Here is a 15,288-nt window from a genome sequence, read left to right on the forward strand (position 1 = left end):
TGCAAGCACGCGCGCGGGAAGAGGCCGCGCCGAATCACGGCGCGTCGGCCCACGCCTTGGCGGCGCGGATCGCGCGCTGCCAGCCGGCGAGGCAGGCTTTCGCTTCGTCGGCTGGCAGCGACGGCGAGAAGCGGTGTTCGAGCTTCCACTGGCTTTGCAGTTCGGCGATGTCCTTCCAGTAGCCCGTTGCGAGACCGGCTAGATACGCGGCGCCGAGCGCCGTCGTTTCGCTGACCTGCGGACGCACGGTATCGACGCCGAGAATATCGGCCTGGAACTGCATCAGCAGATTGTTCGCGCACGCGCCGCCATCGACGCGCAGTTCGTCGATGTGAATGCCGGAATCCGCTTCCATCGCCTTCAGCACGTCGACGGATTGATACGCGATCGAATCGAGCGCCGCGCGCGCGATATGCGCGGACGTCGTGCCGCGCGTGACGCCGAACAGCGTGCCGCGAGCGCGCGCGTTCCAGTGCGGCGCGCCGAGACCCGCGAACGCGGGCACGAGATACACGCCGTCGCAATGCGGCACGCCGCGCGCGAGCGCTTCGACCTCCGACGCGCTGCGGATAATGCCGAGCCCGTCGCGCAGCCATTGCACGACAGCACCCGCGATGAAGATGCTGCCTTCGAGCGCATAGTTGATCTGATCGCCGATCTGCCAGGCGATCGTCGTCACGAGATTGTTCTTCGATTCGATCGGCTTCGTGCCCGTGTTCATCACGAGAAAGCAGCCGGTGCCGTAGGTGTTCTTCACCATCCCGGAGCGCGTGCACATCTGGCCGAAGAGGGCCGCGTGCTGATCGCCGGCGATGCCCGCTAGCGGAATCGTCGACGCGAACACGGTCGTTTTCGTCGGCCCGTACACCTCGGACGACGGACGCACGTCAGGCAGCATGCTGCGCGGAATGTCGAACGCGTCGAGCAGTTCGTTGTCCCATTGCAGCGTATGGATGTTGAAGAGCATCGTGCGCGATGCGTTCGTCACGTCGGTGATGTGCAGCCCGTGTTTCGTGAAGTTCCACATGAGCCAGCTGTCGACCGTGCCGAACGCGAGCTTGCCTTGCTTTGCCTTCTCGCGCGCGCCTTCGACGTTGTCGAGAATCCAGCGGATCTTCGTCGCGGAGAAGTACGAATCGATGGGCAGGCCCGTTTTCGCGCGCACTATGTCTTCGAGGCCTTGCGCCTTCAGCTGGTCGCAGAAGTCGGCGGTGCGCCGGTCCTGCCAGACGATCGCGTTGTAGACGGGATGACCCGTTTCGCGATCCCAGACGATGGTCGTCTCTCGCTGGTTCGTGATGCCGATCGCGGCGATCGACGTGCCGTTCAGCCCGGCGCGCGTGACGGCTTCGGCAGCGACGCCTGCCTGTGTCGACCAGATTTCCTGCGGATCGTGCTCGACCCAGCCTGGACGCGGATAGATCTGCCGAAACTCCTTCTGCGCCACCGAGACGACATTGCCGTTGCGGTCGAACAGCATCGCGCGCGAACTGGTGGTGCCCTGGTCTAGCGCCAGGATGTATTGATCCTGCATTGTCTTCTCCATGCGTATCTTGTTGGACAGGCGCGGCTTCGCGCCCCCGTCGCGTGAAAGCGACGTGCTTGCGCGGATTGTTGCATGTGACGTGGCGGCGCGCGCAAGCGCTTTCGGTCGGCTACGGACAGGCTTCGTTCAGGCGTGCTGCTTCGACGGTTCGCGGGCGAACCATGCGTCGATTTCCCGCGTGACGCTATCGAGCGTGCCCGGCTCGACATGCAGCCCGAGCTTCGAGCGGCGCCACAGCACGTCGTGTGCCGTCGTCGCCCATTCCGCGTCGCGCAGATAGCGCAACTCCGCTTCATAGAGCCCCGGTGCGAACCGATGACCAAGATCGGCGAGCGAACGCGCGTTGCCTGTCACGCGTGCGGCACGCGTGCCGTATGCGCGCGCATAGCGGCGCGCGAGATCGGCGGGAAGCCATGCGTGCTGCTGCTGGAACTGCGACGCGAAGCGCTCGAAGTCGGCGTTCGCGATATCGCCGCCGGGCAGCGGCGCGCGCGCGGTCCACGACGGTTTGAGGTTGCCCAGGGCGCGCGTGAGTTCGTCGACGGCTTCTTCCGCGAGCTTGCGAAACGTCGTGATCTTGCCGCCGAACACCGACAGCAGCGGCGCTCCTGCGGAGGGCGCGTCGAGTTCCAGCCGGTAGTCGCGCGTCACCGCCGACGGGTTGTCCGCGTTTTCGTCCTCGAGCAGCGGGCGCACGCCCGAGTACGTCCAGCATACGTCGCGCGGCGCGACGGGCTGCTTGAAGTAGCGGTTGATCGAGTCGCACAGATACTGCGTTTCTTCTTCGGTGATCGCGACTTTCGATGGATCGCCGTCGTACTCGAGATCGGTCGTGCCGATCAGCGTGAAGTCGCGCTCGTACGGGATCGCGAAAATGATGCGCTTGTCCTGGTTCTGGAAGATGTACGCGTGATCGTGGTCGAACAGGCGTCGCGTGACGATGTGACTGCCCTTCACGAGCCGCACGCTGTAGTTCGCATCGCGTCCGCGTGCAAGCGGACCGCGCAGCAGTTCGCCGACCCACGGCCCTCCCGCATTCGCGATCGAGCGCGCGCGCACGTTGATCGTCGAGCCGTCTGCGCGCGCAAGTCGCGCATGCCATTCGCCGTTCGCGCCACTCGTCCTTTCGGCGCCGACCAGCTTCGTGCGCGTCAGGATCGTCGCGCCGTGTTCGCTCGCGTCGAGCGCGTTCAGCACGACGAGGCGGGCATCGTCGACCCAGCCGTCCGAATAGACGAAGCCGCGTCGGATCGAATCGACGAGCGGCTTGCCGGCCGGATGCCGGCGCATGTCGATGCCGCGCGAGCCAGGCAGCAATTCGCGGCGCGCGAGGTGATCGTAGAGAAAGAGCCCGGCGCGGATCAGCCATGCGGGACGCAGATCGGGCATATGCGGCATCACGAAGCGCAGCGGCCACATGATGTGCGGCGCCGCGCGCAGCAGCGTCTCGCGTTCCTGGAGCGCCTTGCGCACGAGGCCGAATTCGCGGTACTCGAGATAGCGCAAGCCACCGTGAATCAGCTTGGTGCTCGCCGATGACGTATGCGAGGCCAGATCGTCCTGTTCGCACAGGAGCACGGACAGGCCGCGCCCCGCCGCGTCGCGCGCGATGCCCGCGCCGTTGATCCCGCCGCCGACGACGAGCAGATCATAAATGGAATCGTGCGTCACCCGGAGCGCCCTTGACGGAGAGGAAAAGCTGGCATGTTTCGAAATCAAAATGTTCGTTTTCGAAACTCTAATGAACGTATACGAAAAAGTAAAGTTCGATTTGACGTAGGTTCGTGGGCGTTTTCGCATGCTGGTGGCGCGAATGCCGCGCCCGGACGATACTTTCGATGACCAGCCAACTAGCGGTTTGACGAGGTGAATTTCATGCGTGGACTCTGGACGACGGGCGCGGCGGCGCTGTCGATGGCAGTGGCGCTCACGGCATGCGTCAGCACGCCGAGCCTGAGCGGGACGATGGGCGCGCCTTCGTTCGCGGATATTCAGGCGATGTGCGGCACTCAGCGGGTCGATTACGGAAACGACGCGCAGTCCGTCTATGTGACGCTGTTCGATGCCTATGTGGCGAACAGGCGTGGCGGGCTCTCGAAAGCGGATTTCTGCGCGTTCCAGGCGTCGATCGCGCAGCGCTATGAATCACAGGGCGCGAGCAGCGATCCGCACGCGCGCAATCAATGGGTGGAGTTTTTCAACGCTCAGCGCGTGAAGGCACTGAGCTGGCGCGCGGCCGTCGATCCGACGCTGCGCAGCGGCTGAGCGTGCAGTCAGCCCGTTGAGCGTGCAGCAGAACGGATCTGCGCAACGTGAAGCGTAACGACGCGCAAAAACCGAAGCGACGCACAAAAAACTGAAGCCGCAAAAACGTAAAGACGGCCAGGCGGGCAAGGCCGCGTGACCGTCCAGGCGTCCGCATGTTTGCGCGTTCATTGCGAATACGCCAGCGGACGCGGAGGTTTGACAGGCAAGTCGTCGGTGAGCCCGATCGTTTGCCGTCAGGAAAAGCGCTTGATAGCGCGCAGAGCACTGTCGCCGGACTCCGTGATACGCCATTGCTGCAAGCCAGACGCGAGTTTTTCGAGCTGAACGAGCTGCCGTTCGAGCAGGGCATCGAGCTCCTCGCGTTCCATGTCGACCTGATTGGGGGCGTCCTTGACGAGCAACAACGTGGCGAATTCATGCGGACTCAGCATCGTTTCTCTCCGTGTCAAGCGTACTCGGGGTGCCTTTGCGCCAGCCGACGGCCCTGTCGGCGGCGGAGGATCCAGCGGGCGGCGATTCCCCTGGATCAGGCCTGAAGTTGTGCTTTATCGCCCCACATCCGTGCATTCGCTGCCGTCCGAGGACGTTTAAGGACGTTGGGGAACTGGAGTGTAGTCAATCGCCGCGGGAAGTCCAAATCGGCCCCCGAAAATTTTCCCGTTGACAGCACGACCACTGAGAGGCGGTCCGGGTTCGACGGCAACTCCTTGATTTCACTGGAGGTATTGCGTGCGGTGCAGCATGGCGGAAATCGGCTTGCGATCGCTCCGCGCGCATGCCTCCACGAAGGTCATTCTGCGACGTAGACCTGCGTGCCCGCGCTGGCCAGCGTGTCGGCCATGTCCGGGGGCGGCGGCGCGTCGGTGAAGAGCGAATCGATCTGGTTCAGATGTCCCTGGCGGACGAGGGCCGGACGGCCGAATTTCGAATGGTCGGCGGCGAGAAAGGTGGTGCGCGAGTGCTCGATGATTGCCTCCGCGACGCGCACTTCGCGCGTGTCGAAGTCTCGCAGCGTGCCGTCCGTCTCGATACTCGACGTGCCGATAATCGCGAAGTCGACCTTGAACTGCCGGATGAAGTCAATCGCGAGCTCGCCGACGATGCCCTTGTCCCACGGGCGCACGATGCCGCCCGTCACCAGCACCTCGCAATCCGGGTAGCCGCTCATCATGCTCGCGACGTTCAGGTTGTTCGTGATCACGCGCAGTCCGCGATGCCGGTTCAGTGCGCGCGCGACTTCTTCCGTCGTCGTGCCGAGGTTGATGAAGAGCGAGGCCTGATCGGGAATGTGCGTTGCCACGAGGGCCGCGATGCGCCGCTTCTCGTCATGGAACATCCGCTGCCGCGCGCTGTACGACACGTTCTCCGAGCTGGTCGGCAGACTGGCGCCGCCGTGATAGCGGCGCAGCAGATTCATGTCGGCGAGCCAGTTGACGTCGCGGCGAATCGTCTGCGGCGTCACGTCGAAATGCGAGGCCAGGTCGTCGACCGTCACGAAGCCGTCGCGCTGCACCCACTCGAGCATTTCCTGTTGACGTGCATTGAGCGTGAGGCGTGGGTCTCGTGTCATGGTGATTGTGTTGAGCGCCACGCGATGAGCGGGCGAAGGTTGGCTTGGCCGTATTGTAAGACCTTCGTCGGCGCGGGCCTTGGCGTCCGGCTCCCTCGCATGTCGTATCGGTCATGCTGCTTGCACGCGGCATGCTCGAATTGCTCAGGACGACAACGATTCGAAAGCTCGCATTGTGGTCGCAAAAGAAGGCGTTTGCGATAGCACTCGCGGCCCTTCTTACAGTCGATTACTGCAATGCGATTGTGTGTGCGAAGCCATCGCGCTGAGTTTGCGAGGCGTTGTGTTCACACGCCGCTTGTTCGTTTTGTGCGTCGCGTTGATCGTCGTCGGTATTTGCGCGTTTCGACTCATGCGGTTGTGGAACTGCGCCCCTTCGGCACGGTCTGTGCTGTGTTATCTGCGAAATTGCAGAGCAACGGCTAAGATGAAAGAAAGAAGTCAAATGTTGCAAGGCACTGTAGTGGTCACGGGCGGCGGTCGAGCCGGATTCATACGGATCAGCCCGCGCGCGGGGCGCTACGGTTTTCGGAGCGTACGTTTATGCACAACGAGGCTGCCCACGTGATGCCCTGGCGCATCGAAGACATCGATCTCAATCGCATCGACCGTCAACGCGCGGTCGCTAACGAAGACCTGCTGTTGCTGCTTTGCGCGGCTTCGTTCATCGAGAGCGGTACGGACCTCTACACCAGCAATCTGAGCAAGTTCTTCAACGGCGATCCCGAAGTGTCCGCGTGGCTCAACAACGAGTGGGAGCCGGAAGAGATGCAGCACGGCCGCGCACTGAAGGCCTATATCGCGCACGTGTGGCCGGAGTTCGATTGGGACACGGCCTTCCGCAACTTCTTCGAAGAGTATTCGAAGACCTGCAACGTCGAGGACTTCGAGAAGACGCGCGCGCTGGAGATGGTCGCGCGCTGCGTCGTCGAGACGGGTACGGCCACGCTGTATCGTGCTATCGGCGAATGTTCGGATGAACCCGTGCTCAAGGAAATCACCGACAACATCCGCACCGACGAAGTCCGTCACTACAAGCACTTTTTCAAGTACTTCAAGAAGTACAACAAGATCGAGGGCAATGGCCGTCTCGCGGTGCTGGGTGCGCTGATGCGCCGCGTGATGGAGATCAAGAACGAAGACTCGGAGATCGCGCTGCGTCATGTGTTCGCGATCCGCTATCCCGAGCGCGTCAACGATCCCGCGTATAACCGCGACAGGGCCGCGCGCGTGAACCGGCTCGTGCGGCACAACCTGTCGGCCGATATGTGTGTGAAGATGCTGCTCAAGCCGCTCGATCTGCCGGCGAAGATCCAGCCTGGTGTTCACTATCCGCTGGCGAAGATCACGCAGCACGTGTTCTTCCGCTGAATGTCGCGGCTATGGCCGCCACCTTGCCGGCCGGTTTCGACTGCTGCCGAACGACATACGACGAACGGATGGCCCGCTACGCGCGGGCCATTCGCATTGGGCACGTCAACTGCCATGAGGCGTGTGCGGCGACATCGCGACGGGCCCGAACCATCGACGGAGGAAAAGGTTCATGACTGCATCCGCGGATCAAAACCGCGCACTCGATCAACAGGTGTTCGACGAGTGGCCCGTCGAGTTGCGCGCGCTCTTCGATGGCGCTGCGCTCGAATCGAAAGTGGGATTCACCGCGTCGCTGCTGACCGTCGATACGAGCGGCGGACACGTGCGCACGTCGCTGCTCGGCATCGGCGAACTGTACGCGCCAGACTCGCGCACGCTATGTATCGCGCTATGGCCGCAGTCGCGCGCGGCGCGAGCGATCGGGCTCAACGGGCGTGCCGCATTGACGTTCGTATTCGACGATGCGTTCTATCAGATTCAACTCCAGCTTGCGCCGATGCACGCGAAAAGTGCCGGGCTTGCGTGCTTCGCGGGATCGATCGAATCGGGTGAAGCGCAGCGGGTGCGTTATGCGCGGCTCACGTCCGGCATCGCGTTCGAACTGCAAGAGGGGAGAGACGCGGTACTCGAACGCTGGACGCAGCAGATCGAGTACCTGAAGAAAGCCGCCGGCGGCGCGGCGGATGGGAGATAGCAGTCGGAAGCGCGTTCGATGCCCGCGAGGCATCGACAGAATCGCTTCGATTTGCGTTAGTTGCCGCGCTGACCGTCGCGCCGCGTATTTGGCGCATCGCTGCGCGGCTTGCCGCCGCCGAGCAGCGCACCAGGGTTCGCATTGCGCGGTTTGCGCGCCGCGTGCGGAGCATGCGCTGTGCCGTCATGCGCTGCCGCGCGCGGCTTGTCCTGATGACGCGTGCCGTCGTGACGCGCATGCGTCGGCTTTGCGTTTTGCGGCTTCGCATGCGGCTGGTGCTTCGGCTTATCGGCCGAACCGGAGCCCGAATGCGAACCGCGCTGACCCTCGCGCGACGCGCCGTTGTTCGCGCCCGCCGAGCCTTCGCGCTTCGGCTGACGCTGGCCTTGCCGTTGACCCTGGCCTTGCCCTTGCCCCTGGCTTTGACCCTGACGCGGTGCGCGGCCGCCACCGCCTTGTCCGCGGCGCTGGATCGGCTCGGGACGCGCATTCGGATCGGGCTCGAAGCCCGCGATTACTTCTTGCGGCACAGCGCGCTTGATCAGCTTTTCGATGTCCTTCAGCAGTTGCAGTTCATCGACGCACACCAGCGACACCGCTTCGCCCGTCGCGCCCGCGCGGCCCGTGCGGCCGATGCGATGCACGTAGTCTTCGGGCACGTTCGGCAGATCGAAGTTGACGACGTGCGGTAGTTGATCGATGTCGATGCCGCGCGCCGCGATGTCCGTTGCGACGAGCACCTGCAGCGTGCCGTCCTTGAACTCGGACAGCGCGCGCGTGCGGGCCGACTGGCTCTTGTTGCCGTGAATCGCGAGCGCGCTGATGCCGTCCTTCGTCAGCTGTTCGGCGAGTCGGTTCGCGCCATGCTTCGTGCGCGTGAACACGAGCACCTGGAACCAGTTGTGCTGCTTGATCAGGTGAGTCAGCAGTTCGCGCTTGCGGTCGCGATCGACGGGGTGAATCTTTTGCGCGACCGTTTCGGCCGTCGTGTTGCGGCGCGCGACTTCGATCAGCGCGGGCGAATCGAGCAGGCTGTCGGCGAGCGCCTTGATCTCATCGGAGAACGTCGCGGAGAACAGCAGGTTCTGTCGCTTCGGCGGCAGCTTCGCGAGCACGCGCTTGATGTCGTGGATGAAGCCCATGTCGAGCATGCGGTCCGCCTCGTCGAGCACGAGAATCTCGAGATGCGACAGGTCGATGGTTTTCTGCTGCATGTGATCGAGCAGGCGGCCCGGCGTCGCGACGACGATATCGACGCCGCGCTTCAACGCGTCGATTTGCGGATTGATGCCGACGCCGCCGAACATCACGGTCGACTTCAGCTTCAGATACTTGCCGTAAGCACGCACGCTTTCTTCGACCTGTGCGGCGAGTTCGCGCGTCGGCGTGAGAATGAGCGCGCGCACGACGCGCTTGCCGCCCGGCGCGGGCGGCATCGTCAGAAGACGTTGCAGGATGGGCAGCGTGAAGCCGGCCGTCTTGCCGGTGCCCGTCTGCGCACCCGCCATCAGGTCGCCGCCGTTGAGCACCGCGGGGATGGCTTGAAGCTGAATGGGAGTCGGGGACGTGTAGCCGAGTTCGTTGACGGCGCGGACCAGCGGTTCGGACAAGCCGAGAGAATCAAAAGACATAAAAGCTCTTTGCAATGCAATTGTGAGAACGGTGCGGACGCAGCCATCAGGCGCGCTCCCGGGCGATCGAGGCGATCGCTCGCCCGACACTCACCGTTCACGGAGAAATCGGCGGCACGCGCGATGCGTGCCGAATGCTCGACGCGCTATGCAGACACGTCGACTGGCATTAAGTTGCATCCGCCGCCGCGCGCCTTACGCGACATAACGCGCGACGCTGACGAATTGACACAGACTGCCGGCGAGTACGAACAGGTGCCAGATACCGTGTCCGTGCCGGATGCGCTCGTCGTTGACGAAGAAGTAGATGCCCGCGCTATAGATGATCCCGCCGGCCATGAGCCAGGCAGTGCCCGCGGCCGGCAACGCAGTGACCAGCGGGCGGATGGCGACGAGCGCAAGCCATCCCATCAGCACATAAAGCACCATCGATACGCTGCGGGTGCGTCGCCCGAGCGTCAGTTCCTGCACGATCCCGAGCGCCGCCAGGCCCCAGCTCACGCCGAACAGCGACCAGCCCCACGGACCACGCAGCGTGACCAGCGTGAACGGCGTATAGCTGCCAGCGATCAGCAGGTAGATAGCTGAGTGATCGCACTTCTGCAGGATCGCCTTCAGACGCGGACCGGTCACGCTGTGATAGAGCGTCGAGATGCCGTACAGCGCGCATAACATCGCGCCGTAGACGCTGAAGCTCACGACCTTGTACGCGTCGCCGTCGAGCGCGCCCATCGTCACGAGCGTTGCGAGCCCCGCCACCGACAACACGGCGCCGACGAGGTGAGTGATGCTGTTCAGACGCTCCCCGACGTGCACGGTACTTCCTCCCGCATGATGCCTGCGCCATCCGACAAACGACACTGAACATACGTTATACGCCCGATATGTCAGATTCCGTTACGTCGAAGACAAACGGGCTTCGAAACCGCGATGCTACACGATGCTACAAAAAGCGAAGGGCGCGGCCGCGATAACCGCAGGCCGCGCCCCGATACATCGACCGGCGCTTAGTCGAGCGGCGCCGAACGCAGATCGACCACCTGTTGCGGCGACACAGCCGTGCCGTGGTTGCCCCACGACTGGCGGATGTACGTCACAACGGCTGCCACTTCCTGATTCGACAGCGACTGCGCGAACGGCGGCATGCCATACGGTTTCGGATTGCCATCCGTGCTTGGCGGATAGCCGCCGTTCAGCACCATGCGAATCGGGTTGACCGCCGACGGCATCTGGATCGACTGGTTGTTCGCGAGCGGCGGGAAGTTCGGCGGCTGGCCGAGACCATTCGCTTCGTGACACTTCGCGCAGTTGTCCGCGTAAACTTTCTGGCCTTGCTTCAACAGTTCGCCGCCGAACTGCTCCGACGTCTCCAGCTGCAAATGCTCAGGCGCTTCGCTCTTCTGCGGGATCGTCTTCAGGTACGTCGACATCGCGTGGATGTCTTCGTCCGACATGTACTGCAGGCTGTTGTGAACCACTTCGGCCATCGGACCGAACACCGCGCCGCGCGGCGACACGCCTGTTTTCAGCAGATCGGAAATGTCCTTGATGTCCCAGTCGCCGAGGCCCGCTTCCTTGTTCGATGTCAGCGACGGCGCGTACCAGTTCTGCAGCGGGATCAGACCGCCGGCAAACGCAGCCGAGTTGACGGGGCCGCCCATTGCGTTGATCGACGTATGGCACATGCCACAGTGACCGAGGCCTTCGATCAGATACGCGCCGCGGTTCCATTCGACCGACTTGGTCGGGTCCGGCTTGTACTCGCCTTCACGGAAGAACAGCGTGCGCCAGCCGATCAGCAGATTGCGGTTGTTGAACGGGAACTTGAGTTCGTGCGGACGGCTCGGCACCGATGCGGGCGGGACCGAACGCAAATAGGCGTAGATCGCGTCAGAGTCGGCGCGCGAGACCTTCGTGTAGCTCGTGAAGGGGAACGCCGGATAGAGCAGGCTGCCGTCCTTCGAGCGGCCCGTGTGCATCGCGCGATAGAAATCGTCCTGCGACCATTTGCCGATGCCGTACTGGTCATCGGGCGTGATGTTCGGCGTGAACAGCGTGCCGAACGGCGTGGCCATCGGCAGGCCGCCGGCGAATATCTTGCCGCCGCGTACCGTGTGGCACGCGATACAGTCGCCGGCGCGAGCGAGGTACTCGCCCTTCTTGATCAGTTCAGCCTGGTCTGCCGGCGTGGCCGCCATCGCGGTGCCGTTGTGCAGGTTGTCGCCACCCGACCACAGGACGGGAACGAGTGCGGCAGCCGCAACGACGACGACAGCCGAAAGGGCGAACAAAGACTTGCGTTTCATTTGTTTGTCTCTCCCGGTGCCTTATTGCGGTTCGCTGCCGCAGGCAAGCGGAGTCTTCAACGATTTGGCGGGTACCGGCACGGGGTTCTGCGGCGCCTGCTGCGTGGACAGCCACGCGGCGACTGCGTTCACGTCGGCGTCCGTCAGACGCGTTGCGATCGTGTGCATGCAGTCAGGCTCGATTGCGTGGCGCGAACCCGAACGCCATGCGCCCAGCTGCGCGCTGATGTAGTCAGAGTGCAGTCCGACCAGGCCCGGAATAGCCGGTTCCATGCCCGTGAGGCCCTTGCCGTGGCAAGCCGCGCAAGCAGGAATCTGCTTCGATGCGTCGCCGTTCAGCACGATTTCCTTGCCGCGCGCGAGCGTCGCATCGGAGACGGTCGGCCTGGCCGGCGTCGGATACGGCGGACGCTGCTGTGAGAAGTACGTCGCGATCTGATGAAGGTAGTCGTCCGAGAGATACGTGACGAGGTAGTTCATCGGCGGATACTTCCGGCGGCCTTCGCGGAAGTTCTTCAACTGGTTGTACAGATAGTCGGCCGGCTTGCCAGCGAGACGCGGGAAGTAGTCGTTATCCGTGCCCTGGCCTTTCGAGCCGTGACATGCCGTGCAGCCTTGCACGCGCGCTTCCATCGTGTCCGGAGCTTTGGGCTGAGTTTGCGCTTTCGCAGCGCCAGATACGCCTGCACACCCGATCAACAGCAGGGCGAGCAAAGGGCGGAAAATGCGTCTTGAAGACACGCGTAACTCCATGATTATCGGGGACCTTGCCGAACTTCGAGCGGATCGGTGTGTGCAGCGCGATGGATACTTCAGACGCTGCGCGGCGACGCAGCATTCTATCATCGATGGGTAATGGTGACTATTTGACACATGCGACCAATTTCCCACCTGATGCGCCCTCACGACATCCGTCGATGCGACAAGTTGACGCAACCGATCGTCGTCGCATAAGGACGCGCGCTTGCTCACAAAATGCATCGCGGCCTGGCGGCAGCGCTTCCAGCTCATTTAAGATTGCGCATTTGCATCGGCGGCGGCCGCTTGCTTGCGATGTCTCGCGCTCCTCGCTTTCACGATCTTCGCGCGCGGCGCTGCTGCGCATAGTGATGCTGATGCCGCGCGGTGCGAACGAAAGGTCCGGCATCGTTGAACTGAGCCGGCCGCGAAATATCGAAGCGTACTATTCCGATCGTCCTTGCCGTCCTTGCGTTTTCCAGCGTTCCACTCATAGCCACCTTATGACTCTTTTTCAGCCATTGCGCACGCCACTTCGCTGGCTTGCGTCGTGCGGCGTGTCGCTCGTCGTCGCGTCGAACGCCTTCGCCCATGCGACGCCGACGTCGCGCCAACCCGCGCCCAATGCCGAGATCGCAGCGCCTTCCGCGGTGACGATCCACTTCAGCGAGCCGCTCGAGCCGGCGTTCAGCAAAATCGCGCTCGTCGATGCGCATGGCAAGCCGGCGTCATCCGCCGCTTCCGAAGTCGATGCAGCGGACACGAAGACCATGCATCTCGCTTTGCAGCCGCTCGCGCCTGGGCGTTACACGGTGCAATGGACGGCTGTTGCCGAAGACGGACACCGCACCAAAGGCAACTACGCCTTCAGCGTCAAATGAAAGTCGACGGATTGTGGATCGGGCAGGTCGCGATGGCCGCGCTCATGAACGTCGCGTTTGCGTTCGCCATCGGTTCGGCGTTGCTCGGCGCGTGGCTCGCGAACGATGCGCAGGCGAAGATCGCGCCCGCGCGCCCAGCGTGGTTGCGCGCGCAGCGGTCGATGCAGGCCGCCGCGATCGTGCTCGTGCTCGCCGACCTCGGCTGGCTGCTCTATCAGGCGGCTGAGATGGCGGGCGTCAGTCTGCCTGAAGCATTCGGCGTCGTGCCGACGATGCTGTCGCAGACGCATGTCGGTTTCGGCTGGAGCATCGCGTTCGTCGGCGCGCTCGTGCTGGCGCTCGTATCGTTCGCACGGCAGACCAACGTGCTGCGCAATGCGCTGCTGTGGCTCGCCGTGATCGCGATTGCGGGCGGCAAGGCATCGCTCGGACATGCGGCGGATGCGGGTGTTGCATCTGCCGCAATCGGCATGCAAACGCTGCACGTGTTCACGACTTCCGTGTGGGGCGGCCTCGTGCTCGCGGCGGGGTTCTCGGTGCTGCCGGCGCTCGGCACGTCGATCGCGCGCGGCGTGATGATCCGCACCGCGACGCAGTTGTCGAAGGTATCGCTCGTCGCTGTCGTGTTCGTGCTGCTCTCGGGCGTGTTCAATGCCGTGCGCGGCGCGGGCGGGTCGTTCGACGCGATCACGGGGAGCACGTGGGGACACGTGCTCGTGCTCAAGCTCGTACTCGTTGCGCTCGCGCTGGTGATGGGCGGACTCAACCGTTTCGTCGCGCTGCCGAGATTGCGCCGCACCGCCGCGACGATGGATGCGCATACGTTCTCAAATGTGCTGTATCTCGAGGCGCTTGCGATGCTCGGCATCTTCGCCGCTGCGGCCGTGTTGTCGCACAGCGTGCCGGGGTATGTCGCGTTGGGCTGAACGCTTGAAGCATGTGAAGTACATCGAGCGCCTGAGCGCGTTAAGTCAAATGACAAACGCCGCCCGAAGGCGGCGTCTGCTTTTTCATTCGCAATACGGCGCGAGCCCGCTTACCACTCGGCGACGCTGCCGTCTGCGTGACGCCAGACCGGGTTGCGCCAGCGATGGCCGATCTTCGCCATTTCGCGCACCTTGTCCTCGTTCACGTCGATGCCGAGCCCCGGACCTTGCGGAATTGACACGAAGCCGTCCTCGTACTTGAAGACTTCCGGGTTCCTGATGTAGTCGAGCAGATCGTTGCCCTGGTTGTAGTGGATGCCGAGGCTCTGTTCCTGGATGAACGCGTTGTAGCTGACGGCGTCGATCTGCAGGCATGTCGCGAGCGCGATCGGTCCGAGCGGGCAGTGCAGCGCGAGCGCGACATCATAGGCTTCCGCCATCGACGCGATCTTGCGGCATTCCGTGATGCCGCCCGCGTGCGATGCGTCCGGCTGGATGATGTCGACGTAGCCGCCCGCGAGAATGTGCTTGAAGTCCCAGCGCGAGTACAGCCGCTCGCCGAGCGCGATGGGCGTGCTCGTCTGATTGACGATGTCGCGCAGCGCTTCGACGTTCTCCGACAGCACCGGCTCTTCGATGAACATCAGCTTGAACGGATCGAGCTCCTTCGCGAGCACCTTCGCCATCGGCTTGTGAACGCGGCCGTGGAAGTCCACGCCGATGCCGACGTTCGGCCCGACGGCTTCGCGCACGGCCGCGACGTTGTTGATGACGCCTTGCACCTTGTCGAACGTGTCGATGATCTGCAGTTCTTCGGAGCCGTTCATCTTCACGGCCTTGAAGCCGCGCTCGACAACGGCGCGCGCGTTGTTCGCGACGTCGCTGGGCCGGTCGCCGCCGATCCACGAATACACCTTGATGCGATCGCGCACCTGGCCGCCGAGCAGCGTGTGGACTGGCACGCCGTGGAATTTGCCCTTGATGTCCCACAACGCCTGATCGACGCCCGCGATCGCGCTCATCGAAATCGGGCCGCCGCGATAGAAGCCCGCCCGATACATGACCTGCCAGTGGTCCTCGATGTTGCGCGGATCTTTGCCGATCAGATAGTCGGAAAGCTCGTCGACGGCGGCCGCGACGGTATGCGCGCGGCCTTCGACGACGGGCTCGCCCCAGCCGACGAGGCCTTCGTCCGTCTCGATCTTCACGAAACACCAGCGCGGAGGAACGATGAATGTTTCGATTCGGGTGATCTTCATGGGGTGTCTCCTTTGCTGGCAAAGCCGGTTGCAGTTGATGAGCGCCTCGTTTCACCGACGGGTCGAGCGCGGCGCGGCAGTCGAGGAGCCACATG

At 63.4% G+C, this 15,288-nt stretch carries 14 protein-coding genes; 5 read left to right on the forward strand and 9 right to left on the reverse strand.

Annotated features, from left to right (window positions below; all coding sequences use genetic code 11):
- Positions 1–34: 34 nt before the first annotated feature.
- Entirely contained in the window at positions 35–1,534 is a 1,500-nt protein-coding gene (gene glpK / locus AABE10_RS06450) for a glycerol kinase GlpK (protein ID WP_342933077.1), read from the reverse strand.
- 138 nt (positions 1,535–1,672) lie between these two features.
- The gene (glpD, locus tag AABE10_RS06455) at positions 1,673–3,217 is read right to left on the reverse strand and encodes a glycerol-3-phosphate dehydrogenase (RefSeq protein ID WP_342932472.1); all 1,545 of its coding nucleotides are present in this window, start codon (positions 3,215–3,217) and stop codon (positions 1,673–1,675) included.
- 204 nt (positions 3,218–3,421) lie between these two features.
- Between glpD and AABE10_RS06460 the strand changes: the two genes are divergently transcribed.
- On the forward strand, positions 3,422–3,811 hold the full coding sequence (locus AABE10_RS06460) for a hypothetical protein (protein WP_342932473.1): 390 nt from the start codon (positions 3,422–3,424) through the stop codon (positions 3,809–3,811).
- 236 nt (positions 3,812–4,047) lie between these two features.
- On the opposite strand, the gene AABE10_RS06465 is transcribed toward AABE10_RS06460, so the two are convergent.
- Positions 4,048–4,245, reverse strand: a complete 198-nt coding sequence (locus AABE10_RS06465; protein WP_342932474.1) for a hypothetical protein — start codon at positions 4,243–4,245, stop codon at positions 4,048–4,050.
- A 359-nt stretch (positions 4,246–4,604) separates the two neighbouring features.
- Complete coding sequence (locus tag AABE10_RS06470) at positions 4,605–5,384, reverse strand: DeoR/GlpR family DNA-binding transcription regulator (protein WP_342932475.1); 780 nt, start codon at positions 5,382–5,384, stop codon at positions 4,605–4,607.
- 543 nt (positions 5,385–5,927) lie between these two features.
- Between AABE10_RS06470 and AABE10_RS06475 the strand changes: the two genes are divergently transcribed.
- Both AABE10_RS06475 and AABE10_RS06480 read left to right on the forward strand, forming a co-directional pair.
- A complete protein-coding gene (locus AABE10_RS06475; protein WP_087734049.1) occupies positions 5,928–6,755 on the forward strand; it encodes a ferritin-like domain-containing protein in 828 nt (275 codons plus the stop codon).
- 172 nt (positions 6,756–6,927) lie between these two features.
- Positions 6,928–7,452, forward strand: coding sequence for a hypothetical protein (locus AABE10_RS06480; protein ID WP_342932476.1), 525 nt, complete (start codon positions 6,928–6,930; stop codon positions 7,450–7,452).
- A 56-nt stretch (positions 7,453–7,508) separates the two neighbouring features.
- Here AABE10_RS06480 and AABE10_RS06485 read toward each other — a convergent pair whose 3' ends face one another.
- The 4 genes from AABE10_RS06485 to AABE10_RS06500 form a co-directional block, all read right to left on the reverse strand.
- On the reverse strand, positions 7,509–9,083 hold the full coding sequence (locus AABE10_RS06485) for a DEAD/DEAH box helicase (protein WP_342932477.1): 1,575 nt from the start codon (positions 9,081–9,083) through the stop codon (positions 7,509–7,511).
- Between the two features lie 195 nt (positions 9,084–9,278).
- The gene (gene trhA, locus AABE10_RS06490) at positions 9,279–9,899 is read right to left on the reverse strand and encodes a PAQR family membrane homeostasis protein TrhA (protein ID WP_342932478.1); all 621 of its coding nucleotides are present in this window, start codon (positions 9,897–9,899) and stop codon (positions 9,279–9,281) included.
- Positions 9,900–10,090: 191 nt separating this feature from the next.
- The gene (locus AABE10_RS06495; protein ID WP_152755479.1) at positions 10,091–11,389 is read right to left on the reverse strand and encodes a c-type cytochrome; all 1,299 of its coding nucleotides are present in this window, start codon (positions 11,387–11,389) and stop codon (positions 10,091–10,093) included.
- 21 nt (positions 11,390–11,410) lie between these two features.
- Positions 11,411–12,142: a c-type cytochrome gene (locus tag AABE10_RS06500; RefSeq protein ID WP_152755480.1), complete on the reverse strand. Its 732-nt coding sequence runs from the start codon at positions 12,140–12,142 to the stop codon at positions 11,411–11,413.
- Positions 12,143–12,192: 50 nt separating this feature from the next.
- On the opposite strand from AABE10_RS06500, the gene copC reads away from it, so the two are divergent.
- Complete coding sequence (gene copC, locus AABE10_RS36375; RefSeq protein ID WP_428983267.1) at positions 12,193–13,008, forward strand: copper homeostasis periplasmic binding protein CopC; 816 nt, start codon at positions 12,193–12,195, stop codon at positions 13,006–13,008.
- The gene (locus tag AABE10_RS06510) at positions 13,005–13,934 is read left to right on the forward strand and encodes a CopD family protein (RefSeq protein WP_342932479.1); all 930 of its coding nucleotides are present in this window, start codon (positions 13,005–13,007) and stop codon (positions 13,932–13,934) included. Before copC ends, AABE10_RS06510 begins: the two co-directional genes overlap by 4 nt.
- Positions 13,935–14,044: 110 nt before the next feature.
- On the opposite strand, the gene dgoD is transcribed toward AABE10_RS06510, so the two are convergent.
- Positions 14,045–15,193, reverse strand: coding sequence for a galactonate dehydratase (gene dgoD / locus AABE10_RS06515; RefSeq protein WP_342932480.1), 1,149 nt, complete (start codon positions 15,191–15,193; stop codon positions 14,045–14,047).
- Positions 15,194–15,288 lie beyond the last annotated feature (95 nt).

It is taken from the genome of Paraburkholderia diazotrophica, from assembly GCF_038900755.1.
GTDB classification, from domain to species: domain Bacteria; phylum Pseudomonadota; class Gammaproteobacteria; order Burkholderiales; family Burkholderiaceae; genus Paraburkholderia; species Paraburkholderia diazotrophica_A.